Source organism: Fibrobacter sp. UBA3629 (assembly GCF_002374005.1).
Taxonomy (GTDB): Bacteria; Fibrobacterota; Fibrobacteria; order Fibrobacterales; family Fibrobacteraceae; genus Fibrobacter.
In genome coordinates, this window is sequence record NZ_DFLC01000035.1 from 41,933 (window position 1) to 68,347 (window position 26,415).

Here is a 26,415-nt window from a genome sequence, read left to right on the forward strand (position 1 = left end):
GGCTTTCTTTTTACTTTTCTACGACGTTCCCGAGAATCTGCTGGATTTTCCGCTGCATGCGGAAAGCGTCGGAATTGGCGATGGTGTAGAACATGTGGTCGACGAGCGCCTGCGTGTTGAAATCGTAGGAGGGAAGGCGCAACAGGTAGCTTTCGGCGGAATTGTCGAATGCAAAAATCTCGCCCAGGTTGTTAAGCGTCCCTTCTTCCTGCATTTCGAGAAGCATGCTTGCGGTGTCGTCGTTCACGCATACGATCGGAATGTTCCTGTAATCGCGGTCGTGCATCATCGAAGATATTTTTTGCTTGAGCAAATCGCGTGCGTAGGATTCTACGGCATGTTTTTCGACCTTGCCTCGCGCAATCTGCTTGAAGTCCCAGGGACTCGCGAATTCGCTGTCGGTGTATTCGATGACGTTGAGGCCTGCAATTCGCAACCCCTCCAGCCGGTCGATGGACCATGAACTGTTGTGATATGGCGAAAAGAACGCAGCCTGGTTGATTCCGTGGGATATCAGGAACTTGCCCATTTCGACACCCGGGGATGTTCCGAATGTGGAATTGAAGAAGGTCCAGTTTTCCTTTTGCAGGTAGCGTGGAGGGAGGCCTCCCAGGGGGTGCTCCCACCAGACGGCGACGGGGTACTTGACGCCGGCGAACATTTGAAGCAACTTGAGCGGTTCCATCACGAGCAGGGTTGATAGCACTGCTCCCACGGCATTCTGGAAGTCGGTGAGTTTTCGGGGCTTGCCGCTTCGGTCAATGAGCGTGTCGCTGTTTTCGTTGATGCCGAGCAAAATAAGCTTGTAATTTTCGGCGCCCGCCTTCTTGTAGACCATCCGCAAGAAATCCATTTCTCGTTCACTCTCGGCGGTGAATCCGCCCCAGCTGTTGCAGCGGGTGACGAATACGATTTCGCTGAGGGAAGGCTTTCCTGTAGTTTCCCTTTTGCGGATAAAGTTGTATAGGCGGCCGGTCCGGTTTAGTGTGCCCTGCTGGATTTTATCGTTCAGGAACTTGCGAAGGACCGCCTGCGATGTATTGTAGCGTAGCACGAGTTCCTTCATCAGGGGGAGGGGCTTGTCAAGGCGGAAGGTGCCGCGGTCCCAGTCTTCGTTGAAAAGCCGCTCCAGTTTTTCGGAGGCGGATTCCCGGACTGTGGGGACGACGTTTCTGTCATAAAATTTTGCGATGCCGCCCTGGGTCCAGAAGCAGCCTTTTCCCTGGATGCGGCAGATGAGTTTTTCCTTTTCGAGGTTCCGAAGGGCGGCTTGGACGGTTCCCGATGAAATTCCGTAGGCTTTCATCAGAGCGCGGACGCTAGGGAGCCTGTCTCCGTCCTTGTGGGGGAGTTCAGTGATGATTTTCTCCAGTTCCTCTCGCATACTTTTCGAATATAGAAAAAAACAGACCTACGCAACAATTGCTGCGTAGGTCCTGTTGTTTGGGGGGTGTTGTTATTTAAAAGCTGAAGTTGACGCGGTAGCGTTTGCGGGGGTCATTGGCGCGGGTCTCGTTGACGCGGGCGCCCTTCGCATTCACGGTTCCGCGGATTTGCTTGTTCTGCACCTGCATGCGGACCGGCTGGATTGCTTCTGTCGCGCTGGAGGAGCTGGTCGGTACCGTGATTTCGCTGCTACTGGAGAATGTCGGCGTCGGACCTGGTTCAGTGTCTTGGGGAACCTGGCCGGTGAAACTTTCCTGACCCTTGCGGGTGAGGGCGAGAATCAGCATGCCGTCTACGGAGTAGATATTGTTCGGAGTCAGGTCAACGCGGTTACCGTCGAAGCTCCAGTTGCCCTTGGCCCAGCGATTGGCATCAAAAGTATCGAAGTTGTCTATCCAGTCGAGGGTGAAGTCGCTGCCGTTTTCTCCCTGGCCCGGGGTGTATTTGTAGACCTTGACCCAGTTGATGAACTGGAAAATCGGGAGCTTGGATTCGTCGAACTGGCCAACCCAATCGGCGCTTTCGGAAGACCAGAGGTTGAAGCGGAGGCCCTGGGTGCCGATGAGGTTCTCGACCTGGTTCTTGTTTTCGCCCTTGACAGTCTTGCGGACTTCTTCACCGTCGAGAGTCCAGCGGACATAATCAGGAGTCCATTCGATACCGTAGGTGTGGAAGGCCTGGTCTGCGGCGGGGTTGACAGCGTGATGCTTTTCGGAGGTCTTCTGGGCGCCAGCCTTGCCGGTAATGATGTTGGACTGGAAGCTGCTGGGGTTCTTGCCGAGCACTTCGATGTCGACTTCGACCCAGCGTTCTGCGGAGGCCTGCTCGGAGCCGTTCTGGTAGAGGAACATGGAACTGACGGTCCCCGAAATGGCGGCCATTTTCATACGGGCTTCAAACTTGCCGTAGGTAAACTCGTTCTTGGTGTAGAGTTCTGCACCGCTAAAGTCTTTTGCGTTGACGGATGCTGCCATGGCTAGTACCGCTAGAATTCCGATTGTTTTCTTCAGGTGTTTCATAGTTGGTCTCCGATCCATACACAAGTAGAAAATAGAATCGAAGCCTGCGTTTCGCAATGCTTCGAAAGTTCTAAATGAACAAAGTGTGTCAAGTGTGTTTGTTGCGGGCCGGTTTTGGCTGTGTTTTGGCCGTGTTTTGGCTGGGAAAAATGCAAAAATGCCGAAATTGGGGACTAAATGGGGTGAATTTGGGGCGTTTGGTCCCCATTTTGTTAGTTTGTGTGTTAAAAATATTAGTTTGTTGTAAAAGAACGGTGCGAAAAACGCCTGTTTTTGGCCTGGAAATAACCTGAAATCATCCTTTCGCGGGCTTTTCCGGGGGAATTATGCTACTTTGTTCTAGAAATTGGGTACTAAAAGTGCGAAAAAGGGGGCGTTTAATCCCCATTTTTTGTGAAATTGCCCCTGTGTGGCGTGCGCAGGCATAAAATTACCCTCTTTTTTCTATCTTTCGGCACATGGATTCCCATATGGAAATAGACGATTGGCGCAAACGCATCGATGAACTCACCGATACGATTATCTCGCTTTTGAACAGGCGGGCGGAATTCGCGACGGAGATTGGCAAGCTCAAGAAAGAGAAGGGCCTGCCGGTATTCGACGCGGCCCGCGAAGAGGCGGTGCTAGCTGCTGTCGCCGAGAAGGCGGTTAAGGCGGGTGGCCCGCTCCCGCCGGAATCTATCGTGAATATTTTCCGCACGATTATGGAAGAGACCCGCAAGGTGGAGGAATGATGAAGCGTATTGCCCTGGTGGGTTTTGGACTCCTGGCGGGTTCTATTGCTTCTGCGCTTAAGCAGGCGAAGCGCCCGACGGTCATACGCGCGGTAAGTTCGCCCGCGACGCTTGCACGCGCCCGCGAGTTGGAACTAGCGGACGAGTTTTTTGAATACGCGCAGGTAGAAGAGTGGTCCCGCGACTGCGACCTCATTTTGCTGTGTGGCCCGATTCTGCATATTTTGAAGACGATTGACGCGCTTTCGCAGGTGGAGTGGGCCAAGGAGGCCGCGCTGTCTAATGGTGCATCTAACGGCGCCGCGTGCCTCGTGAGCGATATCGGGAGCACGAAGGTCGAAATCTGCAGGGCGGGTTCCAAACTGCCGGCCCCGTTCAAGTTTGTGGGCAGCCATCCGATGGCGGGTTCCGAGAAGCGCACCTGCGAATACAACGATCCCGCGATTTTCGAGAACGCCTACTGGTTCGTGTGCCCGCCCGAGGGAACTGCCGAAAGCGTTTACGCGCCGCTCCTTGAACTCGTGAAGTTCCTCGGCGCCTCCGCAGTAGTTTTCCCGCCGGAACATCACGACCGCACTATGGCGTGGGTTTCGCACATGCCCCAGATGCTCAGTTCTACTCTGGCGGCAAGCATCCCTGACCGCCTGCTGAGCCACAACTACCAGCACTATGCGGGTCGCGCATTCCGCGACATGACGCGCATTGCGGCAAGCGGGTGGGCGATGTGGCACGATATTGCCGTCACCAACCGCGACGAGACGGTGCGTGCCTTGTCCGAGGTTCGTGATGGCGTGAATGCGACTATCGAGGCGATGCAGAAACTCGACGTGGTAAAGGACGGCAGGCCTGCGGGTGGTTCGTTCGATGCGACCCGCGGTTCGGTCGCCGGTGGGAAATGCGCCGACCGTTCCGATTCGCTCGAAGAAATTTTCAAGGCGGGCAACGAGGGTCGTGCAAGCCTGTTCGCTCCTGGCCGGAACGCCGCTTCCGCATTTTTCGAGATTACGGTGCCGCTCAAGGACAAGCCGGGCGCACTCCTGAGCGTGATGCAGCCGCTCGCCGAAGAGGGGCTCAATATTCGCGATATTGAACTCATGAAGGTCCGCGAGAACGTGGCGGGCACACTGCTTATTGCCTTCAAGACCCAGGACGAGGCTGCCCGCGCGGTGAAACTGCTCGGTTACCTCGGTTACGAAGTTAAGGAACGATAATGGAATTTGCGTTGAATCCCGACAGGGAACGGATGGACCTTACGCTTTTGATGGGCCTGCTTGTGAACGGGCGCACCGTGCTCGACGATTTTGCCTGGGCCAGCGGTTCAGAACGTTTTGCGCAGGCCCTCGCCGAATTCGGGCTCCGCTATGAACTGCACGGGCACCAGCTGGTGCTTGACGGCAGGGGCTTCCAGTATGCGCTCCCGTCGATGCTCCCGTATGATTTTCCGGAGCAGGAGAACGTCCTTTTGTGGACGCTCGCGAGCAAGGATTCCGAACAGGTCTATACCTTTGCGGCTGAAAATGACGAAACGGGTGCCGCTGCGGTTGCCGCAGCAAAGGTGACCCTCCAGAAATATTTCAAGGTGGAACTCGAATCCGATGAACCTGCAAGGCTCGTATTCCGCTTTGCGCCCGAAGAACCCGCGCTCAAGAAGGATTCGCTCGGGAACGTGCCGTTTATTATGCGCAACAGGGTGCTGCTCCGCACGCTGGTGCGTGGCGAGTACGTGAGCTTCGAGGAACGCTCGCTCGTTCATGACCAGTGGACGAAGATGCTCATGTACTTTGGCGTGCCCCTCCGTTACGAGGGACGCGGCATGGAGCAACTGAGCGAGTTCGAACGCCGCCTGATGATGGCGCAGGGCAAGAAGATTGAACGCACCCAGATGACGGAACTTGCGGAAACCCGCGTGATTACCGGGCGCGATTACTACGTGCCGGGCGATACGACCGAGGCGACGGCATTTGCCTTGCTGACGACCATCGGCAAGGTGCCCAAGGGTAATGTGGTAAAGCTTTTGAACGTGGACCTGAACAGCACCCGTGCGGGGGCGCTCACTTGCCTCAAGCGCATGGGCGCAAACATCGAGACCGTGACCCGCAGGGAAAAGTTCGGCGACGTGTACGGCGATGTGGAAATCTACCCGATGGAAGCGGGCAAACGGCTACAGGGCAGGCGCTTTGGCGAAGACGCCATCGCGACGTCGCTTTCAGATTATGCGTTCCTCGCGGTGGCGGCGTGCTTTGCCGAGGGCGAAACCATCCTCCGTATTCCGAAGGAAATTCGCTCCGAGATGCGCGTGTCAAACGACTTCTTGGCAGAAAACCTGCGGAAGACCGGCGTGGAAGTCGGCGTGTACGATGACGGGCTCGTTATTCGCGGGATGGAAACCATCGTGAACGGGAGCGACTTTGACGGCGGAAATTCACCCGAGGCGGGGCTTGCGCTTGGTGTGCTTTCTATTGCCCTCGAGAACGATGAACCCGTCAAGAATGTTGACGCCGTGGAGGCGATGTTCCCGGGCGTTGTCGAAAAGCTGAAGCAGGTGCTTGTCTCCGAGGCTCCCGCGAACGAGGGCAAGGAATAGGGGGAGGATCATGAAGAAGTTTTCAAAAATCGGAATCGTCGGTTTCAAGGACAAGAGTGCTGATCTCGCGAACGCTCTCGACCAGATTGCGGATTGGGCCGCGACGCACCCGAAGGTGGAATTCTTTGCGCTTGATTCCCTGAAGGGGCTTGCCAAGAAGCCGATTCACGTGATCAAGGAATCCGGGCTTTCGCGCATGGACCTGCTTCTTGCTATCGGCGGGGACGGCACGGTACTTTCTGCCGCGCATATCGCGCTCGGGCACAATATTCCCATACTCGGAGTGAATGCGGGTCGCGTGGGGTTCCTTGCCGAAAGTCGCGTGGAAGGCCTTGCAAAGACGCTCGATGACTTGCTTGCGGGTGACTTTTCTACCCGCGAACGCATGATGATTGATGCTGTCGTTTATCGCGGTCGCAAGGTGGTCGCAAAACAGACGGTCTTGAACGAGGTCCATGTCCGCGCGCACATGCCCGACCGCATGGTGAACGTGAACGTGGCCTACAACGGCACGTGCCTTACCGAATACTGGGCTGATTCCCTGCTGGTTTCTACACCGACGGGTTCTACTGCCTATAACCTCGCGGCGGGTGGCCCTATCATCCACCCGAGCACTCCTGCCGTCGTGCTCACGCCCGTCGCTCCTAGCAGTCTCTCCGTGCGCCCGCTCGTGCTTTCGCTTACCGACAAGAAGCTTGAAATCGTTTCTGCGGTGGAGCGCCCGCTCGACCTCGTGTTCGATGGCCGTACCGCCTACGAGATGAAGGTGGGCGAGAAGGTCGTGCTGAGCGAATGCAAGGCCGTGACGACGTTTATCCGCATGCGCCATACCGGATTCGTGGGCGCACTCCGCGAAAAACTTGGTTGGACGGGGAAACCGCGCCTCGCTTAATTTTTGAAATACTATATTAGGTTATATGAAAATCCTGCGCTCTTTATTATATGTTTTTTTGATGGCCGCGATGTGCCATGCCGGTGCTGTTGCCGACAAGCAGATGGATAAGGTCGAAAAATTCCTTAAAAAGTCCAAGTACAAGGATGCCGCCTCGTCTTTGTTGGATTATGGCATGGATATGAGTAAAGAACAAAAGGCGGTGGGAGTTTCGCAGTACGCCGGTTATTTCGAGAAATTTGTCAAGCAGCATGGCAAGGTGCTGAACCATACGAAACTGCGTACCCGCCGCCTGTCCAAGTCCTATGACGAGACTGTTTACCAGATTAACTGTGAAAAGTCTGCGTGGCTGATTGTGATAACGGAATACGAATCGCTAAACGGTAAAAGCGCGTTCAGCGCATTGCGCGTGGTGACCGAGGAAGACGTATTCAAGTATTATGAAAAAAAATAAAGGAGAAACTATGAAAATCAAGTCCTTAATTCTTTGCCTTTTGCTTTGCTCGTTCGCATTTGCAGGCCCGCACTCCAGCGAATGCGTCAAGGCGATGGTCGATCACCTGAAAGCAGATAAGTACGACAAGGCTTTCGATGCCGTGCTCGACGATAGCCCCTTCCTCAAGGGGAACGTGAATGTATCGAACCTCAAGATGCAATACGCTACGATATTCCAGAATATCGCGGCGCAGTACGGCAAGCCCGTGGGTTTCGAAATTCTTGGCACGAAGACTGTCGGAACGCTCGAACGCACCGGATTCCTCATCCAGTGCGAAAAGAACGCCTGGGTTATCGAGGTCTTTGAATACAACAATCCCGTTTCGAAGAAACAGTACATAGTCGATTTCAAAATCATCGGCGAAGAAGACGCCTTCGCTCGTTACGGCCTGTAATTTCCCGGGACGAGACCCGAACCGTTATATTTGAAACGAAAACCCGCGGTTTGAACCGCGGGCTTTTTGTATTTGAATTGGCGACGGCGCTGTTTAACGTCAGCGCTGTTTATCGCCGGCCTAGAACAGCGTCGGGTCTTCGGGCTCGGCGCCTGCGTCGTCACTCGTGCCGTCGTCGAAGGTGTCGGGAGGCGTGATGCGGCTCGTGCGCTTCACCTTCTTTGCGGTGAACTTGCTGCCGAGCGCCTTGTAGCTCTTGATGTCGGCGACTTCCGTGAGGTCGAGTTCTTCCTTCTGGACTTCGCGGCCCACCTGGTATTCCATGAGCTGGCGTGCGTCATCTGTCGCGAAGAATTCAATCATCTGCGAATCCTTGTGGTCGCTGATGAGGCTGAATTCCGTCGTCATGGGGCAGCCTTCCAGGTTGAAGCGCTTCACCATGTAGTTGAAGTTGCCTCCCTCGAAGTAGAGTACGGTAAACACCTGTTCGGGGTCGAACTTGTGGACGTATTTCACGCCGGTTCCCACGAGAATCGGGTCGGCCATGTCGTGCACTCGGGCCGTACCGTTCTCCTTCACGATAAGGATCTTGTCCTTCTCGCCGAATTCGCCGATGCGGTCGCCCTTCTTCTGCGTGCTGATGAGGCCGCTGGGGGCATCGAAGTAGAGCACGCGCGCCCCGAGGGTACTTACGCCCTTGCGGATGCGCTTGACGCTCTTGACCGGGTACTTGGTGACGATGTTGCCCATGGCGCCGCGGCCCTTCACCTCGATGGTGCTGAAATCCACCTCGAAGTTGAGCTTGGTGCGCGGACGCGGCTTGAGCGTCACTTCCACGACTTCGGCCTCGCCGTTCATGTTGCTGGAGAGGTACAGCAGGCGGCTACCGGGCTTGTTCTTGCCCATGAAGTAGTCCTTGTCGCGGGTCACGCCGCCCACGTTGAAGCGCTTGATGTAGGCCGTGCCTTCCTTGCCATCCTGGTGGATGACGTTATAGATATGGCGTTCGTCGTCCTTGTTGAACTTTTCCACGAGCACGATGTTCTTGCCCACGAAGTCCTTGTCGGACACTTTCACCACCTTGAAGCTGCCGTCGGCCTTGAACACGATGAGGTCGTCGTATTCGGACACGTCGAAGAGGTATTCTTCCTTCTTCATGCCTGTGCCGAGGAAGCCTTCCTTGCGGTTCACGTAGAGCTTCTGGTTCGCAAGAGCCACGTGCACGGCGCTCACCTGGCCAAATTCGCCGATTTCTGTCTTGCGGTCGCGACCTTCGCCGTACTTCTTGAGGATATTCTTGAAGTAGTTCACGGCGTAGTCGGTGAGGTGTTCCTTGTTGTAGTTTACCTCTTCAATCTTCTTGTCGAGTTCTTCCAGGAACTCGTCGGCTTTTTTGCGGTCAAAGCGGCTGATGCGGCGGACCGGAATTTCGGCCAGCTTCAGGATTTCTTCGCGGGTCACTTCCCGGCGGAGTTTTTTCACGAAGGGTTTCAGGCCTTCGTCGATGAGCTCCACCATCTCGTCGTGGGTCTTTGCCTTCTTGATGACCTCGTAGACTTCCTTCTCGATGAAGATTTTCTCGAGGCTCGTCATGTGCCACTGGTCTTGCAGGTGCTTGAGCTCGTTGTCCAGTTCCCAGTCCAGCAGGTGCACCGTGTGGTCGGTGCTGAGCTTCAGAAGTTCGGTGGTGCTGCTGAATTTCGGCTTCTTGTCGATAATCACGCAGCTGTTGGCGGCAAGTGTCGTCTGGCAGTCGGTAAACGCGTAGAGCGCGTCGATGACGACCTGCGGGTCGGAACCTGCCTGCAGGTGGATTTGGATTTCCACGTTTTCGGTGGTGTGGTCCACAATCTGCTTAATCTTGATTTTTCCCTTGTCGTTGGCCGCCACGATGGAGTCGATGAGGCTATCGGTGGTGGTGCCGAAGGGAATTTCCCGGATGACCAGCGTCTTGTTGTCGAGTTTCTCGATTTTCGCACGGACCTTGAGGCGTCCGCCGCGCTGGCCGTCGTTGTATTCGCTCACGTCGATGATGCCGCCCGTGTAGAAGTCCGGGTAAAGCGTGAACTTGCGGCCGCGCAGGTAGTCGATGCTCGCCTGGCACAGTTCCTTGAAGTTGTGGGGGAGAATTGTAGTGGAAAGGCCCACCGCGATGCCGTCCACGCCCTGGGCCAGGAGAATCGGGAACTTCGCGGGGAGCGTCACCGGTTCCTTGGAACGCCCGTCGTAGTTCGGGATCCATTCCGTAGTCTCGGGGTTGAACATCACGTCCAGCGCAAAGTCGCTGAGCTTGCCTTCGATGTAACGCGGGGCAGCGGCCTCGTCGCCCGTAAGCGGGTTGCCCCAGTTACCCTGCGGCTCGATAAGCAGGTTCTTCTGGCCCATGTTCACGAGGGCCGTGTAGATGGAGGCGTCGCCGTGCGGGTGGTAGTGCATGGTGTCGCCCACGATGCCCGCCACCTTGTGGAAGCTGCCGTCGTTCATCTCGTACATGGTGTGGAGAATGCGGCGCTGCACCGGCTTGAGGCCGTCCTCGAAGTAGGGCACGGCGCGGTCGAGAATCGTATAGCTCGCGTAGTCCAGGAACCAGCCGTTGTACAGCTTTTCCAGGTGGTTTACGTTCGAAAGTCCTAAAGTTTTCTGTTCTTCGTCCATCTAGAGTTCCTCCACGGCTTCGGTGCGCAGGTTTTCGACGATGTAGTCCTGGCGGGCCTGGGTGTTCTTGCCCATGTAGTATTCCAGCAACTTGCCCAGGGAGGCGTCGCTTGGCATGGTGACGGTCTCCAGGTGCATGTTTTCGCCGATAAGCAGCTTGAAGTCCTCGGAGTCCATTTCACCGAGACCTTTGAAGCGCGTGATTTCCAAATCCTTCTTGTTGATTTCCTTCGCGGCCTTGTCGCGTTCCTCTTCGTCGTAGCAGTAGAAGGTCTTCTTCTTGTCCTTGCGGTTGCGTACGCGGAAGAGCGGCGCCTGCAATATGTAGAGGTGTTTTTCCTGCACGAGTTCCGGGAAGTACTGCAAGAAGAACGTCATCACCAGGAGACGGATGTGCATGCCGTCCACGTCGGCATCGGTCGCGATAATCACCTTGTCGTAGCGCAGGTCCTCGAGCCCGTTTTCGATGTTGAGGGCAGCCTGAAGCAGGTTCCATTCCTCGTTCTCGTACACGATCTTCTTGGAAAGGCCGTAGCTGTTCTTCGGCTTGCCGCGCAGGCTAAACACCGCCTGGGTCTTGGGGTTGCGGGCCGTGGTGATGGTACCGGAGGCGGAATTACCCTCGGTAATGAATATCATGGTCTCGCTCTTGAGCGGGTTCTTGGCGTCGGTGAGGTGCACGCTGCAGTCACGGAGCTTCTTGTTGTTGAGGTTAGCCTTCTTGGCGCGCTCGTTGGCGAGTTTCTTGACGCCGGCTAGTTCCTTGCGCAACTTTTCGTTCTGGTTGATGCGTTCCAGGAGCTTCTTGGCCGTGTCCTCGTTCTTGTGGAGGTAATTGTCCAGCTCGCGGGCCACAAAGTCCACAATCCAGGTACGGAGTGCAGGGCCGTTGGGGGCCGTGGTGGTGGACCCCAGCTTCGTTTTGGTCTGGGATTCGAAAACCGGTTCCTGGATGCGCACGGAAACGGCACCCACGATGCAGTTGCGCACGTCGGAAGCGTCGTATTCCTTCTTGAAGTGGTCGCGCACACCCTTCACCAAGCCTTCGCGGAATGCCGCCTGGTGGGTGCCGCCCTGGGTGGTGTGCTGGCCGTTCACAAAGCTGAAGTAGTGTTCGCCTTCCTGGTTCGAGTGCGTGATGGCGAACTCGATGTCCTTGCCCTTGCAGTGGATGACCGGGTAGCGGATGGTGTCGTCGGTGCGGCTGTGGAGCAGGTCCAAGAGCCCGTTCGGGCTGTTGTAATCCTTCCCGTTCATCACGAGCGTAAGCCCGTTGTTCAGGTAGGCGTAGTTCCAGATTTTCTCTTCCATGTAGGCGGGGAGGAACCGGAAGTTCTTGAACAGGTCGTTATCGGGCTCGAAGTAGATTTCGGTGCCGTTTTTCTCGGTGGTGGAGGTAATCTTGAAGTCCTTCACCAAGATGCCCTTGCTGAACTCGGCGCGCTTGACCTTGCCGTCGCGGAAACTTTGTACGATAAACTTTGTGGAGAGCGCGTTCACCGCCTTGGTACCCACGCCGTTCATGCCCACAGACTTCTGGAAGGCTTCGGAATCGTACTTGCCGCCCGTATTCATCTTCGACACGCAGTCGATGACCTTCTCGAGAGGGATGCCGCGGCCGTAGTCGCGCACGCGGCAACTGTGGTCTTCCATGTCGATTTCAATCTTCTTGCCCGCGCCCATGGCGAACTCGTCGATGGAGTTGTCGATAACTTCCTTCGCGAGCACGTAGATGCCGTCGTCGGGGCTCTGTCCGTCGCCCAGCTTGCCGATGTACATACCGGGGCGGAGCCTAATGTGTTCGTACCAATCTAGAGTCTTGATGCTGTCCTTGTCGTACTTTACAGCCATTATCTACCTTTCAAAACTAAAAAAATGCCTTTTTTCGCCAATTTTAAGAAATTTCGCGATATTTCTTGCGGAAAATGCCCGGACTCGCGGCTCCGGTCCGCCCTTTGCCCCTAATATAGCAAAAATTTTTGTCAAAGAGTGATAATTTGTGCAGTAGGCAACCTTTTTTATATTTGTTCATATATGCGCAAGTTCGTTCCTGTATTTCTCCTGTGGCTTTCCCCGTTTTTTGCCTTGTTGTCTGTCGTCTCGGCCTGTTCCGAAAACGACAAGTTTCTTGCGCATGGCACGACCGAAGAAGAGAATGCCCAGATTATCAAGGATACCGTCGCTTATCTCAAACTCCTGAAAACCTGGGAGCCGGAACAATCCGCCGATTCGGAAAAGGTCGTGCTCGAAGGGGATTCGTCCGTTTCGTGGTACAATATTGTTTTCTTGAGAGCTCCGAAGCCATACTTTAACTATACCGATATGGGGGCCGACTCTGCCGTCTGCACCGTGAATGTCTATGAAGATGAAAACGGCGTCCGGCTTGTGGTGGACCTTGATTCTGCCAGGGAACTCTTTACGCAGCTTTTGCGGCGCGATTCCATGATGGCTATTGTCGTAGACCGTCTTGACAAGACCTATGATATGGACAATCCGGTAGCCGGTTGCAAGGCGGATTCCCTTTCCTTCGTGGAACGCTGTGAAAATGCAAAGGGATCGGTCGAGGATCAGCTCGGGCTTGCATGCAATGAACTCCACTTGATCTGTACCCAGGAAATCATGCCGAACAAAACGGCGGAAGAGTTTATGGACAGTACGGCTACGGAGCTGAAGAGCCGTTGTGCGGATGCCCTGGGACTTTCCCTCAACGAAATGGGTAACGGGCGCCTCGACGGAAAGTTCTCGTGGCGCTACCTGAACCCTGAACTTTCTTATGGCGAGGTCGTGGACGAACGCGACGGGCAGGTGTATAAGACGATAGCCATCGATTCCCTTGTCTGGATGGCGGAAAACCTGGGCTATGCGGATAGCGATTTGACTCCGAGCCTGCTCGGGAAGAACTGGTGCTACGACAATGAACCGGATAGCTGTATAAAGTATGGTAGGCTCTATACGTGGGGCGCGGCCATCGACTCGGTCGCCCTGGCGAACGATCCCGAAAATCCGCGGGAATGCGGCAACGGGACTGACTGCCGTGACTTGACCCATATCCAGGGGCTTTGCATGGACGGTTGGCATTTGCCGTCATCTTCGGAAATACATATCCTTGAAGATGTGGCGGCAACGGGAACGCCTCATGTAGCTGTCGTTGGGTCGGACGATGAGTGGCCTTATGGTTCCATTACGCTCAGAAGCGCTTACCTTTGGGAATATGGTATCGATGCTTACGGTTTTTCGCTGCTGCCGGGCGGCTATTACCTTTTCGATACGGATGAATTCAAAAAAGTTGGCGAGGAGGGCTATTTCTGGTCGCTTGACTATGCCGAAGAATATGCCTGGATGTTTATTATGTACGATGGGAAAGCTGCTACCGGGTCGACGAACCTGGGAATCAACGAAAAGTACAAGTTCGCCATTCCGATCCGTTGCGTGAAGGATTAATCACAGGCTAGCGGAATTTGCTGAAAGAATCTGTCAAAAAAATTATTTTTACGAGAAAAGCATAGGAGGAATTATGAAACGATATTTTGGTGTTCTGTTGGCTTGTGCCGCGATTCTTGTTGCTTGCGGTGACGACGACAGCGACTTTGCGACCCGTCCCGATGGGAGAATGTCTTCATCCAGTGCCACGCCGAATTCGAACGGCAGCACAGAGGATTTCGATGCTCCCGTGAAACCCTGCAAGATGGGAAATGTGGATAATTGCGAGTACGGCACGGTGAAGGACGAACGCGATGGTCAGGTTTACAAGACCGTAAAAATCGGTGACCAGGAATGGATGGCCGAGAACCTCAATTTCGTAACAGACTCCAGTTTTTGCTATACAAACTCTGCGGACTCCTGCGCCAAGTATGGTCGCTTGTACTCGTGGAGTATTGCAATGGATAGTGCGGGAACGTGGTCTACGAATGGCGTGGGATGTGGGAGTAATCCTCCTTGTTCGCCAATATATCCGGTACAAGGAATATGCCCGCAAGGTTGGCATTTGCCGGATACCACGGAATGGGCTGCCCTTTTCACGGCTGTGGGTGGAAGTAGAAATTCTGAACGCGAATGGATATGGGATGGGGTGTGCAAGAAACTCAGGTCCGAGACCGATTGGCTAACCGAAGATTTATTCAGTTATGCACTCGATAGTGGCACTGATGCCTACGGGTTTTGTGCTTTACCGGCAGGTTTCAGGTATTCCAGTGGAGATTACACAAAAGAGGGTGGAGCTGCGTCCTTTTGGACTTCTAATCCGGACGATTACAAATATGCGTACAATGTGGAGCTGAGCTACGGCTTTGACTATGCACGTATGACCAACGCCTATGGTGCGCCTTGGCAATCAGTCCGTTGCGTCAAGGACTAAAAAGAAAACCGCCGAGGATGCCTCAGCGGTTTTAATCTTTATATAGGCGCGGTTTAGCGGAGCACGATGTCGCCGTTCGCGACGAGCTTGTCACGCAGTTTGTTGTGGGCCTTGTTGACTTCGTCGTCGGTGAGCGTGCGGTCCATGGCCTGGTAGGTGAGGCTGTAGACCATGTTCTTCTTGCCGGCTTCGATCTTGTCACCTTCGTAGATGCTCTTGAGGGTAATCTTCGCGAGGTTCTTGGGGTTGAGCCCCTTGATGCGGGCGACGATGTCCTCGTGGGTCATGGACTTCGCCACTTCGAGCGAGATGTCGCGGCTAGACGGCACCTGGCGGCTGAAGGCTTCGAACACGATTTTCTTGTGGGTGGCGTGTTCCATCTTGTCCATGTCGAGTTCCATCACGTAGGTGGTGTAGCTGATGTCGTTAGCGGCCATCACGGAGGGGTGGAGTTCGCCCATGGTGCCGAGCACCACGCCGTCGGCGAGGATTTCGGTCTGCTTGCCCGGGTGCAGGAAAATTTCAGGCTTGGCGGGCACGCGGAATTCCACCACGAGGCCAACGCGCTTGAGGAAGCTCTGCACGAATCCCTTGAAGGAGGCAAAGTCAATCTGGGCGGGCTTGTCGTTGAGCGGGTTTGTATCGAAGTTGCCTGCAATCGTGAGGGCGACGAGGTTCGATTCGTCGAAGCCCGGGTCGCGCACGTCCTTGCGGTCGCGCTTGAACTGGCCCTTGGCCACTTCGAACAGGCGCACGGAACCCGGACGGTTCTTCTCGTTCTCGGCAACGCTCTTGAGGAGGTTGGGGAGGAGGCTCGTGGGAACGGCGCCCAGTTCTTCGGAAAGCGGGTTCAGGAGCAGTGCGGGCTTGGAGCGGCGGTCGTCGCTTTCGGGGCCGAACAGGGTCTCGGTGCGGGCCTTGCTCGTGAAGCGCAGGCTCAGGCATTCATGCAGGCCCATTGCGGAGAGGGTCTTGCGAATCTTGCGGTTCAAAACTTCAATCGGCGGAAGTTCGTTGGGCTGCATCTTGAAGGAGGGCAGCGTGTACGGGATGTTGTCGAACCCGACGAGGCGGGCGACTTCTTCGATGAGGTCCACTTCGCGTTCCAGGTCGGGGCGGAAGCTCGGAATCTTGAACGTGATGGAATCTGCCGTCTTGGAGACGACTTCGAGCGCGATGCCCGTGAGGAACTTTTCCACCTGGGCCATCTCGAGCTTCATGCCGATAACGCGTTCGGCCTGCGCGATGCGGAGCGTGACCACGTTGTTCTCTTTCTTGTGGTCGTTGCCGGTGTATTCGACAGTGCCCTTGAGAATACGGCCACCCGCGACTTCCTGGATGAGGGCGCAGGCGTACTTGCTGTATTCGTCCTGCGTGGCGAAGTCGATTTCGCGTTCGAAGCGGTAGCTGGAATCGGTCGAGATGCAGAGGCGCTTGGCCTGCTTGCGGACCACCGTCGGGTTGAACCAGGCGCTCTCGAGGAACACGTTCTTGGTGGCATCGACGATTTCGGATTCGACGCCGCCCATCACGCCGGCAACGCAGGCCGGACGGTCGCCGTCGCAAATCACGAGGTCGTTTTCGACGAGTTCGTGAGCGGTGTGGTCAATCGTTTCAATCTTTTCGCCCTTGGTAGCACGGCGGACCTTGATCTTGTTGCCGTGCAGCTGGTCCATGTCAAAGCTGTGGAGCGGCTGACCAACGTCCATCAAGATGAAGTTCGTGATGTCGACGACGTTGTTGATGCTGTTCATGCCCACGGCATGCAGGAGTTTCGCGAGCCAGGACGGGGACTTTTCGACCTTCACGTCCTTGATGACGCGGCCCACGTAGCGGGAGCAGCCGCAACCGGGAACCACTTCGAGGCTGATGGCGGAACTTGCCGGTTCGGCGTCCTCGTTCAAGGTGTAGGCGAGCGGCTTGAGCGGGCGGTTGAACTTCGCGGCCAGTTCGCGGGCCACACCGCGGTGGCTCAAAGCGTCCGGGCGGTTCGGGGTCACGTTCAGTTCGAAGCAAACATCGTAGAGGCCGAGGCTCACGAACGGGGTACCTGCCGGAATGCTGTCATCGAGAACCATGATGCCCGCGTGGTCGTCGCTGAGGCCGATTTCGTCTTCGGCGCAAATCATGCCGAAACTTTCCACACCGCGGATCTTGGACTTCTTCATCTTGAGGGTGCCGCCGTCGGGGAGAGGGAGTTCTGCGCCAATGGGGGCGAGCACCACGGTCTGGCCCGCGGCCACATTCGGGGCACCGCACACGACCTGGAGCGTTTCTTTGCCGTCGTTCACGGTAGTGATGTGCAGGTGGTCGCTGTCCGGGTGGGGTTCGCAGGTGAGCACCTTCGCCACCACGAGCTTCTCGTAGACCTTGCCCGGTTCTTCCATGCCTTCGACTTCGAGGCCGATGGAGGTGAGGGCCTTTGCAACTTCTTCCGCAGATTCCGGAAGATCAACGTGACGTCTGAGCCAATTCAAAGAAACTTTCATCTTTCAATCCTTTATAGCATGGAACTTGCGACGAGCGCAACCCCCGTGCCTGCTTAAATTTTCGCGGGAAAATGTAGAAAAAATGGAAAAGAAAAGGAGAAAATATCTTAAACGGAGGCGCAGTTTGAGAGGTATTTCTGCAGTTCCTCGACGTAGCGCTCGCCCACAAGCCCGAGCAGCATGTTGCGCTTTGCAATGTAGCCGATTTCCATGACACGGTGGGCTTCCTCGCTCTTGTCCTTGAACGGGACGGCTAGGTAGTCTGAGCCGTTCAGTTCTTCGCAGATGATTCCGGAGCAGAGCGTGTAGCCGTTGAGGCCAATCATCAGGTTGAGCATGGTGGCGCGGTCGTTTGCCTTGATAGTGCGCTTGTATTCGTTTGTACTTAAAATTTCTTCGGCAAAGTAGAACGAGCTGTTGTCGCCCTGCTCGAAGGAGAGGCACGGATATTCCGCAAGTTCATCAAGCGTAATGAACTTGTTTTTTGCAAGCGGGTGGCCCTTCCACAGGTAAACATACGCCTTGCAGTCGATAAGCTTGTGGAACGCGAGGTCGCGGGCGTTCAGCAGGTTCGTAATGATCTTGCGGTTGAAATCGCTCAGGTAGAGGATTCCGATATCGCTTTTGAACGAGGCCACGTCCTCGATGACTTCCTTGGTGCGCGTTTCGCGGATGGCGAACTCGTATTTCTCGGTATCAAACAACTTAACAGTCTCGACAAAGCTCTTGACAGCGAAGGAGTAATGCTGCGTAGACACGCCGAACTTCTTCTTGCGCTTGCCAATCTTGCCGTACTTCTCGAGCACGGTTTCATAATGGTGGTAGAGTTCCCGCGCATACGAGATGAAGTCCTCGCCCTCGCTCGTGAGCTTGACACCGCGGCTCGTGCGGTTGAATATGAGGATATTCAGTTCGTCTTCCAGGTCGCGGATGGCGGCAGTGAGTGACGGCTGCGAGATATAGAGTTTTTCGGCGGCCTTGTTGAAGGAGCCTGTTTCTGCGATGGCGATGGCGTAACGGAGCTGTTGTAAAGTCATAAATTCCTACTAATTTGATAGGAAATATAGAAAATTTTCGAACGATGGAAAGGGGTAATTATAAATTTTCCCTATAATCCGCAGTTCCAGTTCTTGTCTTCGGGAATCTTGCCTTCGGAATTGGGCGTGTTGCGAGTGAACTGGTCGAGCTTTACGCCGTCCAGGTAGTCGCGGATCATTGTATCGAGCTCCGTCCAGACCGGGAGGGTGACGCATGTCTTGGCGCGAGGGCAGAGGTTTATCTTGGTGTCGAGGCAAGAAACAGGCGCAACGGAATTCTCCATGAGCGAAAGGATGCGCCAGACGCTGCATTCTCTGGGATCCACCTTCAATCGGTATCCACCGCCTTTGCCACGGGCGCCTTCGAGGAGTTTCCCGCGCACAAGCGTCCCGAGTATGCCTTCGAGGTATTTTTCCGAAATTTGCTCTCGTGCAGAAAGTTCCTGTAGCTTGGTGTATGTATCCTTGCCATTACGGGCCAGGTCTATCATCACGCGGAGTGCGTAGCGTCCTTTGGTCGAAATCCTCATGCTTTGAAAAATAGAACTTCTAGAACCGAACCGATGGTGGAGGCCTGTTCGAAATCCCCTTTTTTGCTAAATTTTGCACCATGAAATACACAGACGAAGCAAAACAGAATTTCAAGGCCCTCTCCAACAACCCCTATCCCGGACGCGGAATTATCCTCGGCGAAAGCGCCGATGGTAAGTCCTACGTGCAGGTGTACTGGATCATGGGCCGTAGCGTCAATAGCCGTAACCGCGTGTTCGAAATTGAACCCAAGACCGGCTTCATGAAGACGAAGGCCTTCGACGAATCCAAGCTCACGGACCCGCACCTGATTATCTACTACCCGGCACGCCACACGGCCGACGTGCAGATTATCACGAACGGCGACCAGACCGACACAATTTACGATGCTATCAAGCTCGGCGGCACCTTCGAAAGCGCCCTCCGCACGCGCCAGTACGAAGACGACGCCCCGAACTTCACGCCGCGCATCTCGGGCATCCACTACAAGAACGCAAGCCCCGCCGTGTACAAGCTCTCCATCCTCAAGAGCAGGGGCAACAGCGAAGAAGCCGGTTGCGAACGCATGACGTTTGAATACGAGAAGGCATTGCCCGGTCTTGGCCACTTTATCAGCACCTACGAAACCGACGGTAGCCCGATTCCTAGCTTCAACGGTTTCCCGAAACTGATGCCGATTTTCGACAACGCCGAAGATACGCTCAAAAAATACTGGGCCGCCCTGAACAAGGACAACAAGGTTTCCTTGATGGTCAAGTGGATTGACAAGAAGACCTTCAAGGCGAAAACGCTTATCGTGAATAAGAACAAATAGCAAGGTGAGTGTCGTGAGCAAGCTCGCTTGCTCATGACCGAACCGCAGCACTGTGGCTCGCGAAGCGAGCCCACAAGTAAGTCTTATTCCAGTTCGAGTTCGTTCTGAATGGCGCCTTCCATGCACAGGAGGCGCCTTTTCAAATCGGTGCCGAGCGCATAACCGCCGATTTTTCCCTTGCTCGTCACTACGCGGTGGCAGGGGATGATGACCTGGAGCGGGTTGTTGTGCAGCGTGTTCCCGACGGCGCGTTCTGCGTTCGGGTGCCCGATGGCTTCGGCGACCTGCTTGTACGTCCACGTCTTGCCGTAGGGAATCTTGCGGGTGGCCTCGAGGACGCTTACTTGAAATTCGGTGCCGTGGATTGCGATGGGGACGGTGAATTCGGTAATCTTCCCGGCGAGGTATTGGTTCAGTTCCTTGACAACATTGTTGTAGGCTTTCGCGGTGGAACGCTTCAGCGGGATGTCGGTATCGGCTGTCGCGTAGGCGCAGGCCTTGACCGAACTCGGGACAATCGACGATTCGCCCGAGCCCGAAAAGCGCAGCCCGCAGAGGGTGTTCCCTTCGAACGTGAAGGTCCATTCGCCCCACATGTTGCGGTGCTGGATGGTCTGGATGTTTTTTTGCGCTTTTCCCATGCCTGAAATATACACAATTTGGAGGTGTAGCTGCGTTTTTTTATATTTATGACAGGTGGTGTCGTGGGAAAATAGGAGGAATTATGGAAAAAAGATGTGCTCGGCGCGGTATCCAGGCGCTTTTGGTGGCGAGCCTGGCTTCTGCAGCACTTATTGCCGGATGCGGTGACGACGAGAGTTTCTCTCCGGTCGCCAAAAACCGCGGCTATGACTACGCGTTTGTAAAAACAAACGAATTTGCGGAATACCCTTGCAACGAGATGCGCGAAGGCCGCGATGCGGTTGTCGGACGCGACAAGGACCGCTACGAGTGTATTTTCGACGAACGGGATTCCGTCTACCTGTGGGCGGGCGAGTCGGACACTCTTACGGCGAAGGGTCATGAATTTGTCCGAGCCGAATCGTCCAACAGCGAGGAAGAATCTTCCGATAGCGACGGTTTCTCGTCGAGCCGGTATTCATCCAGCAGTTCGCTGTACAGTTCCTCTAGCTACTCCAGCAGTTCTCGCTACAGCTCTTCCAGTTATTATTTTGATACCACCTGGACTTTTAGTGAAGACCATATCGGCCTGGCGTCTATCCCTTTACCCTGACCACCAAGGACGAGCTGCTCAACCCGGACGTCGAATACGGAACAATGTTGGATGAACGCGACGGCCAGGTCTATAGGACCGTAATCGTTGGAAACAGGGTCTGGATGGCTGAAAACCTCAATTTTGCAGGCAACGACGATTATCCGCTTGTGCTCGAACGTTCGGCATGCCTTAATTTCGATGATGACAACTGCGCCTTGCTGGGCCGATTGTATTCACGTGAAGCTGCCATGGACAATGTCTCCTGCATGTTTGGAGTCTCCTGCGATATAGGGGATACCTTGGTTCGCGGTGTATGCCCCAAGGGATGGCACATTCCATCTAACGCCGAGGCCTTGGCTCTAGTAAACGCTTTTGGCGATGAACTTGGTGACGTCCGGTCTGCAAAGGGTTGGTCCTCTTATAAAGAAGGGGTTAATACCTCGGGCTTTTCGATGCCGGCATCGGGGTGTCTTGATTTCGGGGATGATAGATTTGAAAGCCCCGGAAAGACAGGATACGTTTGGGCCTATTTAAAAGGGTCGAATATGAGATACCTGATTTTCCGCGGGCCGTCGGATAATGATGTTATTATACATTCCGGTTATTCGAGCAATATTTTCGTCTCGGTTCGCTGCGTTTCGGATGATACGTTGAAAGTAGCCTTGTCTTCTTCTTCAAGAGTGTCATCTTCGAGCGTGTCTTCGTCGAGTAGCGTGAAGTCATCTAGCAGTTCTGTGGTTTCTTCTGCGTCCAAGGATAACTTCTTCAACTCGGATGTCACCTACGGATCTCTGAAGGATAGTCGCGATGGGCAGGTGTACAAGACCGTCGAAATAAATGGTACTACATGGATGGCGGAAAACCTGAACTTTGCAGGAAACAGCGACTGGCCGCTCCCGAAGAACTATTCCTACTGTTACGGCGGAATCGCCGCCAACTGTGCCCTATATGGAAGGCTGTATGACCGCGCCGCAGCCATGAACAGCACCACTTGCGGTTATGGAAAGTCGTGTAGCTTATATGATGGCTTGAATAGGGGCGTGTGTCCAGACGGGTGGCATATTCCGTCAGAAGAAGTCGACGATTTGATGGACTTCACTTTGGGCAACAGGAAGACCTTGCGGTCAGTGGACGGATGGGTTGATAGGGAAGTCGGTGCGAATGAATCAGGTTTTTCTCTGGTGGGCTCCGGAGTCAGGGCCGACAAGAACTATGTAAATCAGGGCAGGTTTGCTGCGCTCTGGTATTATTCCACCGGAGTTGTCCAAAACTATCTGGTATTTTCGGGTGTCGAGGACAAGATGTATTTGACGGAAAATTCGAAAGAGACGGTGTACATTTCGGTGCGTTGCGTGAAGGGTGCGGGTGCCGAACCCGCTTCTTCGGGCAGTACAAAATCATCAAGTAGCGGGAGTTCGTCGAGCGTCGAAAGTTCCTCGAGCGAAGAATCTTCGAGTTCGTTTGATAAGACCGTGCTTTTCAATTCGGCGGTAAGCTATGGCGAAATGACGGACTCGCGCGATGGACAGACGTACAGGACGTTGAATATAGCGGGGCGTACCTGGATGGCGGAAAACCTGAACTTTGCGGATTCTTCGAAACTCCCCATCCTGGAGGGGAACAACCGCTGCTATGATGATGACCCGAGCGAATGCGAAGCCTTTGGGCGCCTGTACAGCAGGGAGGCCGCGCTGAACGACAGTCGTTGCACTTGTTATAACGGAACGTGCCCCTCGATGTCTGGCAATGTTCAGGGCATCTGCCCCAGCGGGTGGCATATCCCTTCGAAAAGCGAGGCGGAACAACTGGCGAACTTGAACGGGAATCAGGCTAGTAGTCTGAATTCGTCCTATGGGTGGGCTACAGACCGTAGAGGCAACAATTCTACGGGCATGTCCTTTGTGGGAGCCGGTGTGTATCAACGCCAAACTGGCTCTGTCGGATTTAAGGGAAAGGGAAACTATACCAATCTGTGGGTTTACGACGTGTCGACCCCGAATGAAAATTGGTATCTGATGGATGTAGGAAAAAGCGCATCGGGAAACGGGACCATAGCGGTCATGGATGACGCCGGATATGATCCGTTTTATACTGTCCGCTGCGTTAAAAACTGACGGAGCCCAAGGAGGGGATAAGAAGCGCCATTCTAGGAGCATAATTGCCCCAAAAACTGTTTTTTAACTATCTTTCAGCTTGAAGTGCAGATTACAAAGCTAAAGATTTTTGGATTCAAGTCCTTTGCCCAGAGGACGGAAATTAACTTCCCGACGAAGGGACTTACCGCCGTGGTTGGTCCGAACGGTTGCGGCAAGTCTAACATTACCGACGCCATCCGTTGGGTTCTGGGCGAACAGAAGGCTGCCCTCTTGCGCATGAGCAAGATGCAGGACGTGATTTTCAGCGGTACCGAGGAACGTGCCGCGATGAGCCTTGCCGAGGTCTCCATCGTCATCGACAACAGCGACGGTACCCTCGCTTCGGAATATTCCGAAGTAATCGTCACTCGCCGCGTCCACCGCGACGGGTCGGGCGAATACCTCATCAACAACCAGGAATGCCGCCTGCGCGATGTCCATGCGCTGCTATTCGACTCCGGTCTCGGTTCGAGTACCTATTCGCAGATGAACGCCGACATGATCAAGTCGGTGCTTAGCGATAAGGCGGACGACCGCCGCGTGCTGTTCGAAGAGGCTGCGGGCGTGAGCAAGTACCGCCAGCAGAGGAAGGAGGCCGTGCGCCAGCTCGAACGCGTGCAGATGGACATGGAGCGCGTGGAAGACAACCTGCGCTCTACCCGCCGTTCCGTACGCCAGTACGAGACCCAGGCGGAAAAGGTCGAGGAATACAAGAAACTCAACAAGCGCCTTCGCGAACTGGACCTCTCGGTTAGCCTCGACAAATTCGAAGATTTTAAGGAAGGTCTCGAGACCCTGAATACGTCGGCCCGCCGCATGGAGCACGAGGTCGAGTCATCCAAGACGAAGGCGACCGAACTCCAGACGAAAATCGAGGAAAAGAAGCTCGATATCAGCGAAGACGAGAACGCCTACCGCGAACTGGAACGACAGGTCCAGGCGGCGACCATCGAACTCAATAACCTGAACAACGACATTGTGCGCTTGCGCGATTCCATTTCGGCCATGGAGGCCGCGAACGAGAAGGCGCAGGAAGAAATTACCCGCAGCAACTCGAAGGTCGATGAACTCATCCGCGAACGTGAACGCCTGGAAGAAGAAAACGCGGTGCTCGGAAACGACAGCGAGATGGACGAGATGAATTCCCTCCTGGAACGCGAACGCGAAGCGCTCCAGGTGATGCGCGACCGCCTCGATGACTTGCGCATGCGCTCCAGGGAACTTTCCAACGAGCGCCTGCAGACGGCAAATGCCGTGAACGCGCTGCGCGGCCGTTTTGAACGCGCGGATGCCGAAACCGATATGCTGCGTTCGAACGTCGAAGGCTACAACGCCGAACTCGAAAGTTTATATGCAAAGAAATCCGAAGCCGAGTCGGCTGCCCGCGATATCCAGCAGGGCATGGACGAATCCCGTTCGGCTATAACGTCTCTCGAAGAACAGCGCTCCGTGCGAGAAGAACGCATCGAGTCGCTCAAGGCCGACCTGCAAGGTTTGCAGGCCCGTATCGCCGAACTCAAGAACGACGAGGCGAGGCTCCAGTCTCGGATCGACGTGCTCCAGAGCGTGTCGCAGGATGCGTCCGATGCGAACCGCTGGATTGCCGAAAACAAGGCCAATCTTGCGCGTGGGCTCCTTTCGGAGCGCCTGGATGCGCCTCCCGAATATGCGTCCCGTGTCGAAAGTGCCCTTGGCGACATGCTTGATTCCGTCGTGGTCGAAAATTCGGCTGCCGCAAAATCCCTTGTCGAAGCACTGCGCGAACAGAACGTGGGCCAGGCTCTCATGGCTCTCGTTTCCAATCCGCGTCCGCCTTATGCCGGCACGGTGGAAGGGGAGGGCGTTGTCGGTCCCGTCTCGAATTTTGTCAAGACGGATGATACGACCCGCGCATGGCTCGATGGAGTCCTTTCCCGCTACATCCTGGTCGAATCTTTTGATGCTGCCCTGAATCTTTCGCTCAAGTACGGCAGTGAGGACCTTTGCTTTGTCGCTCCCGAGGCGAGCATCCGCACGGCGGGTCTTGTCTCGACGGGTGCCCCCACGTCCGGCTCGCTCAGCCGCAAGAACGAGATTGCCGAGGCCGAGAAGGCGCTCGCCGGGGCCTTGGATGAACTTGGACAAAAGCAGGACGAAGTTGCTCGTCTGCAGGAGACCTTGGACGAGGAACAGCAACTCCTTGTCTCGCTCAACGACGATATCCGCGAAATGCAGAATTCGCTTCTCGGAGGCGATGCCGCCATCTCTATCCAGAAGAATACGGCGGCGACCTGCGAGCTGCGCATCGCACAGCTGGAGCAGGCCCGCGAGCAGGCCACTCGTCGTATCGACGAGGCCCAGGCGACGCGGGAATCGGATGCCGAACTGTCGGCAGCCGAAGTTGCCGCCGAGCGTGCAGAAACTGAATATTCCCGTGTGAACGATGAACTCCAGGAACAGGAGACGATGTTCCGCGAAAAGGATGAGGAAGTCCGCGACCTCGAACGGAGCGCCCTCGACAAGAATGCGAAACTTGCGCAGAATACGAGCCGCCTCGGCAATATCGCCGACCAGATTGAATTCCTTGGAAACGTCATCCAGTCCCGTAATGACGAAATCGCGAAGAACAACGAAGCTTCGGAAAAATTCAAGTCCGATATCGAAGGCTTTGCCGACCAGCTTCAGACGAAGGATTCGGCGCTCCGCGAACTCGAAAGCCAGCGCGACCTGGCCCGTGAAAAGTACGAACTCGTATCGGGAGATCTCGAAGAATGGCGTTCCGAGGTGAACCGCCTCCGCGACGACATGATCGAGAAGATGAAGGACTTGAACGATGTGGGCCGCCGACAGGAAGCCTTGCAGGCGAACGTCGAGAGGCTTTCGGAACGCATCACCAACGAATATTCCGTTGACCTGGCTAATCCCGAAGGCGTCGAACGTGTGGAGTATAGCCAGCCTGAGGCCGATCGCGAAATCCGTGAACTTCGAGGCAAAATCAAGGACCTGGGCCCCATCAATGTGAACGTGATGGAAGACTACGAAGACGAGAAGAAGCGCCTGGAAGAAGTCGAGAAGCAGTTTGACGACCTCGACCGTGCCCGCGCCTCGCTCGACCGCACCATCACCAAACTCGACGATATCGCCCGCACGCGCTACCTCGAGACGTTCGAACGCATCCAGAAGAATTTCCAGTTCGTGTTCAGCAAGCTGTTCCTGAACGGCGAAACCAAGATGAGCCTCGTGGAAAAGCTCGACGAGAACGGCAAGCCGATGGACATTCTCGATGCCGATATCGAAATCAACGTCCGCCCGACCGGCAAGAAAATGCGTGGTATCAAGGCGCTTTCCGGCGGTGAACACGCTCTTACTGCAACAGCGCTGTTGTTCGCAATTTACATGGAAAAGCCTTCGCCGTACTGCGTGCTGGACGAAGTCGACGGCCCGCTTGATGACGCTAACGTCGGTCGCTTCATGGCGCTGCTCCGCGAATTCAGCAAGCAGACCTTGTTCATCGTGGTGACGCATAACAAGCGTACCATGGCCGAAGCCGACATGCTCTACGGTGTGACCCAGGAAATCAAGGGTATTTCCCGCATCGCCAGCGTTCAGCTCGCCGACGCAACTAAGTTCGCGATTTAGT

20 protein-coding genes are annotated in these 26,415 nt (G+C 55.1%); 12 read left to right on the forward strand and 8 right to left on the reverse strand.

The genetic code is table 11. The annotated features are described in order from the left end of the window. Nucleotides 1–10: 10 nt before the first annotated feature. Nucleotides 11–1,384 (reverse strand): winged helix-turn-helix domain-containing protein, encoded by a 1,374-nt coding sequence (locus tag B2310_RS10605; protein ID WP_290731321.1) that lies wholly within the window; start codon nt 1,382–1,384, stop codon nt 11–13. 76 nt (nt 1,385–1,460) lie between these two features. After that, the gene (locus B2310_RS10610; RefSeq protein ID WP_290731324.1) at nt 1,461–2,465 is read right to left on the reverse strand and encodes a glycoside hydrolase family 16 protein; all 1,005 of its coding nucleotides are present in this window, start codon (nt 2,463–2,465) and stop codon (nt 1,461–1,463) included. Between the two features lie 458 nt (nt 2,466–2,923). Here B2310_RS10610 and B2310_RS10615 point away from each other — a divergent pair, with 458 nt between their 5' ends. From B2310_RS10615 to B2310_RS10640, 6 genes are read left to right on the forward strand one after another with little or no spacing between them, the layout of a single operon-like run. Next, complete coding sequence (locus B2310_RS10615) at nt 2,924–3,199, forward strand: chorismate mutase (protein WP_255252354.1); 276 nt, start codon at nt 2,924–2,926, stop codon at nt 3,197–3,199. Next, the gene (locus B2310_RS10620; protein WP_290731327.1) at nt 3,196–4,410 is read left to right on the forward strand and encodes a prephenate dehydrogenase/arogenate dehydrogenase family protein; all 1,215 of its coding nucleotides are present in this window, start codon (nt 3,196–3,198) and stop codon (nt 4,408–4,410) included. Before B2310_RS10615 ends, B2310_RS10620 begins: the two co-directional genes overlap by 4 nt. Then, the gene (locus tag B2310_RS10625) at nt 4,410–5,783 is read left to right on the forward strand and encodes a 3-phosphoshikimate 1-carboxyvinyltransferase (RefSeq protein WP_290731330.1); all 1,374 of its coding nucleotides are present in this window, start codon (nt 4,410–4,412) and stop codon (nt 5,781–5,783) included. The genes B2310_RS10620 and B2310_RS10625 overlap by 1 nt, the downstream gene beginning before the upstream one ends. Before the next feature lie 10 nt (nt 5,784–5,793). Beyond that, nucleotides 5,794–6,675 carry an NAD(+)/NADH kinase gene (locus tag B2310_RS10630; protein WP_173365429.1) on the forward strand — a complete coding sequence of 294 codons (882 nt, stop codon included), beginning with the start codon at nt 5,794–5,796 and terminating at the stop codon, nt 6,673–6,675. 25 nt (nt 6,676–6,700) lie between these two features. Then, complete coding sequence (locus B2310_RS10635; protein ID WP_173382133.1) at nt 6,701–7,129, forward strand: hypothetical protein; 429 nt, start codon at nt 6,701–6,703, stop codon at nt 7,127–7,129. Nucleotides 7,130–7,139: 10 nt separating this feature from the next. Further along, nucleotides 7,140–7,565 (forward strand): hypothetical protein, encoded by a 426-nt coding sequence (locus B2310_RS10640; RefSeq protein ID WP_173365427.1) that lies wholly within the window; start codon nt 7,140–7,142, stop codon nt 7,563–7,565. 120 nt (nt 7,566–7,685) lie between these two features. Here the strand turns inward: B2310_RS10640 and B2310_RS10645 are convergent, their stop codons facing one another. Together B2310_RS10645 and B2310_RS10650 are read right to left on the reverse strand one after the other, a co-directional pair. Then, on the reverse strand, nt 7,686–10,220 hold the full coding sequence (locus B2310_RS10645) for a DNA gyrase/topoisomerase IV subunit A (RefSeq protein ID WP_290731337.1): 2,535 nt from the start codon (nt 10,218–10,220) through the stop codon (nt 7,686–7,688). Then, nucleotides 10,221–12,071, reverse strand: a complete 1,851-nt coding sequence (locus B2310_RS10650; RefSeq protein WP_072811200.1) for a DNA topoisomerase IV subunit B — start codon at nt 12,069–12,071, stop codon at nt 10,221–10,223. It lies immediately after the preceding gene. A gap of 183 nt (nt 12,072–12,254) precedes the next feature. On the opposite strand from B2310_RS10650, the gene B2310_RS10655 reads away from it, so the two are divergent. Further along, nucleotides 12,255–13,661 carry an FISUMP domain-containing protein gene (locus tag B2310_RS10655; protein WP_290731340.1) on the forward strand — a complete coding sequence of 469 codons (1,407 nt, stop codon included), beginning with the start codon at nt 12,255–12,257 and terminating at the stop codon, nt 13,659–13,661. A 73-nt stretch (nt 13,662–13,734) separates the two neighbouring features. Further along, on the forward strand, nt 13,735–14,574 hold the full coding sequence (locus B2310_RS10660) for a fibrobacter succinogenes major paralogous domain-containing protein (protein ID WP_290731343.1): 840 nt from the start codon (nt 13,735–13,737) through the stop codon (nt 14,572–14,574). Between the two features lie 53 nt (nt 14,575–14,627). Here B2310_RS10660 and pheT read toward each other — a convergent pair whose 3' ends face one another. The 3 genes from pheT to B2310_RS10675 all read right to left on the reverse strand — a co-directional run bounded on the left by pheT (nt 14,628) and on the right by B2310_RS10675 (nt 18,630). Next, on the reverse strand, nt 14,628–17,063 hold the full coding sequence (pheT, locus tag B2310_RS10665) for a phenylalanine--tRNA ligase subunit beta (protein ID WP_290731345.1): 2,436 nt from the start codon (nt 17,061–17,063) through the stop codon (nt 14,628–14,630). A gap of 107 nt (nt 17,064–17,170) precedes the next feature. Further along, nucleotides 17,171–18,100, reverse strand: coding sequence for a LysR family transcriptional regulator (locus B2310_RS10670; RefSeq protein ID WP_290726720.1), 930 nt, complete (start codon nt 18,098–18,100; stop codon nt 17,171–17,173). 71 nt (nt 18,101–18,171) lie between these two features. After that, nucleotides 18,172–18,630: an RrF2 family transcriptional regulator gene (locus B2310_RS10675; protein ID WP_173380736.1), complete on the reverse strand. Its 459-nt coding sequence runs from the start codon at nt 18,628–18,630 to the stop codon at nt 18,172–18,174. 80 nt (nt 18,631–18,710) lie between these two features. On the opposite strand from B2310_RS10675, the gene B2310_RS10680 reads away from it, so the two are divergent. Continuing rightward, nucleotides 18,711–19,445, forward strand: a complete 735-nt coding sequence (locus tag B2310_RS10680) for an IMP cyclohydrolase (RefSeq protein WP_290731348.1) — start codon at nt 18,711–18,713, stop codon at nt 19,443–19,445. Nucleotides 19,446–19,528: 83 nt separating this feature from the next. Here B2310_RS10680 and B2310_RS10685 read toward each other — a convergent pair whose 3' ends face one another. Continuing rightward, nucleotides 19,529–20,086, reverse strand: coding sequence for a methylated-DNA--[protein]-cysteine S-methyltransferase (locus B2310_RS10685; protein WP_173380738.1), 558 nt, complete (start codon nt 20,084–20,086; stop codon nt 19,529–19,531). 83 nt (nt 20,087–20,169) lie between these two features. Here B2310_RS10685 and B2310_RS10690 point away from each other — a divergent pair, with 83 nt between their 5' ends. From B2310_RS10690 to smc, 3 genes are all read left to right on the forward strand, one after another. Continuing rightward, the gene (locus B2310_RS10690; RefSeq protein ID WP_290731351.1) at nt 20,170–20,679 is read left to right on the forward strand and encodes a hypothetical protein; all 510 of its coding nucleotides are present in this window, start codon (nt 20,170–20,172) and stop codon (nt 20,677–20,679) included. Nucleotides 20,680–20,723: 44 nt separating this feature from the next. Continuing rightward, nucleotides 20,724–22,775, forward strand: a complete 2,052-nt coding sequence (locus B2310_RS10695) for an FISUMP domain-containing protein (RefSeq protein ID WP_290731354.1) — start codon at nt 20,724–20,726, stop codon at nt 22,773–22,775. An 84-nt stretch (nt 22,776–22,859) separates the two neighbouring features. Continuing rightward, on the forward strand, nt 22,860–26,414 hold the full coding sequence (gene smc / locus B2310_RS10700) for a chromosome segregation protein SMC (RefSeq protein WP_290731357.1): 3,555 nt from the start codon (nt 22,860–22,862) through the stop codon (nt 26,412–26,414). The last annotated feature ends 1 nt before the right edge of the window (nt 26,415 follow it).

Bases quoted from the DNA above. Each gene is read 5' to 3' on its own strand.
- pheT (WP_290731345.1), bottom strand. From the start codon at position 17,063: ATGAAAGTTTCTTTGAATTGGCTCAGACGTCACGTTGATCTTCCGGAA.
- B2310_RS10645 (WP_290731337.1), bottom strand. From the start codon at position 10,220: ATGGACGAAGAACAGAAAACTTTAGGACTTTCGAACGTAAACCACCTG.
- B2310_RS10660 (WP_290731343.1), top strand. From the start codon at position 13,735: ATGAAACGATATTTTGGTGTTCTGTTGGCTTGTGCCGCGATTCTTGTT.
- B2310_RS10620 (WP_290731327.1), top strand. From the start codon at position 3,196: ATGATGAAGCGTATTGCCCTGGTGGGTTTTGGACTCCTGGCGGGTTCT.
- B2310_RS10690 (WP_290731351.1), top strand. From the start codon at position 20,170: ATGGAAAAAAGATGTGCTCGGCGCGGTATCCAGGCGCTTTTGGTGGCG.
- B2310_RS10630 (WP_173365429.1), top strand. From the start codon at position 5,794: ATGAAGAAGTTTTCAAAAATCGGAATCGTCGGTTTCAAGGACAAGAGT.
- B2310_RS10670 (WP_290726720.1), bottom strand. From the start codon at position 18,100: ATGACTTTACAACAGCTCCGTTACGCCATCGCCATCGCAGAAACAGGC.
- B2310_RS10680 (WP_290731348.1), top strand. From the start codon at position 18,711: ATGAAATACACAGACGAAGCAAAACAGAATTTCAAGGCCCTCTCCAAC.
- B2310_RS10685 (WP_173380738.1), bottom strand. From the start codon at position 20,086: ATGGGAAAAGCGCAAAAAAACATCCAGACCATCCAGCACCGCAACATG.
- B2310_RS10655 (WP_290731340.1), top strand. From the start codon at position 12,255: ATGCGCAAGTTCGTTCCTGTATTTCTCCTGTGGCTTTCCCCGTTTTTT.
- B2310_RS10695 (WP_290731354.1), top strand. From the start codon at position 20,724: ATGTTGGATGAACGCGACGGCCAGGTCTATAGGACCGTAATCGTTGGA.
- B2310_RS10635 (WP_173382133.1), top strand. From the start codon at position 6,701: ATGAAAATCCTGCGCTCTTTATTATATGTTTTTTTGATGGCCGCGATG.
- B2310_RS10640 (WP_173365427.1), top strand. From the start codon at position 7,140: ATGAAAATCAAGTCCTTAATTCTTTGCCTTTTGCTTTGCTCGTTCGCA.
- B2310_RS10615 (WP_255252354.1), top strand. From the start codon at position 2,924: ATGGATTCCCATATGGAAATAGACGATTGGCGCAAACGCATCGATGAA.
- B2310_RS10625 (WP_290731330.1), top strand. From the start codon at position 4,410: ATGGAATTTGCGTTGAATCCCGACAGGGAACGGATGGACCTTACGCTT.
- B2310_RS10650 (WP_072811200.1), bottom strand. From the start codon at position 12,071: ATGGCTGTAAAGTACGACAAGGACAGCATCAAGACTCTAGATTGGTAC.
- B2310_RS10610 (WP_290731324.1), bottom strand. From the start codon at position 2,465: ATGAAACACCTGAAGAAAACAATCGGAATTCTAGCGGTACTAGCCATG.
- B2310_RS10675 (WP_173380736.1), bottom strand. From the start codon at position 18,630: ATGAGGATTTCGACCAAAGGACGCTACGCACTCCGCGTGATGATAGAC.
- B2310_RS10605 (WP_290731321.1), bottom strand. From the start codon at position 1,384: ATGCGAGAGGAACTGGAGAAAATCATCACTGAACTCCCCCACAAGGAC.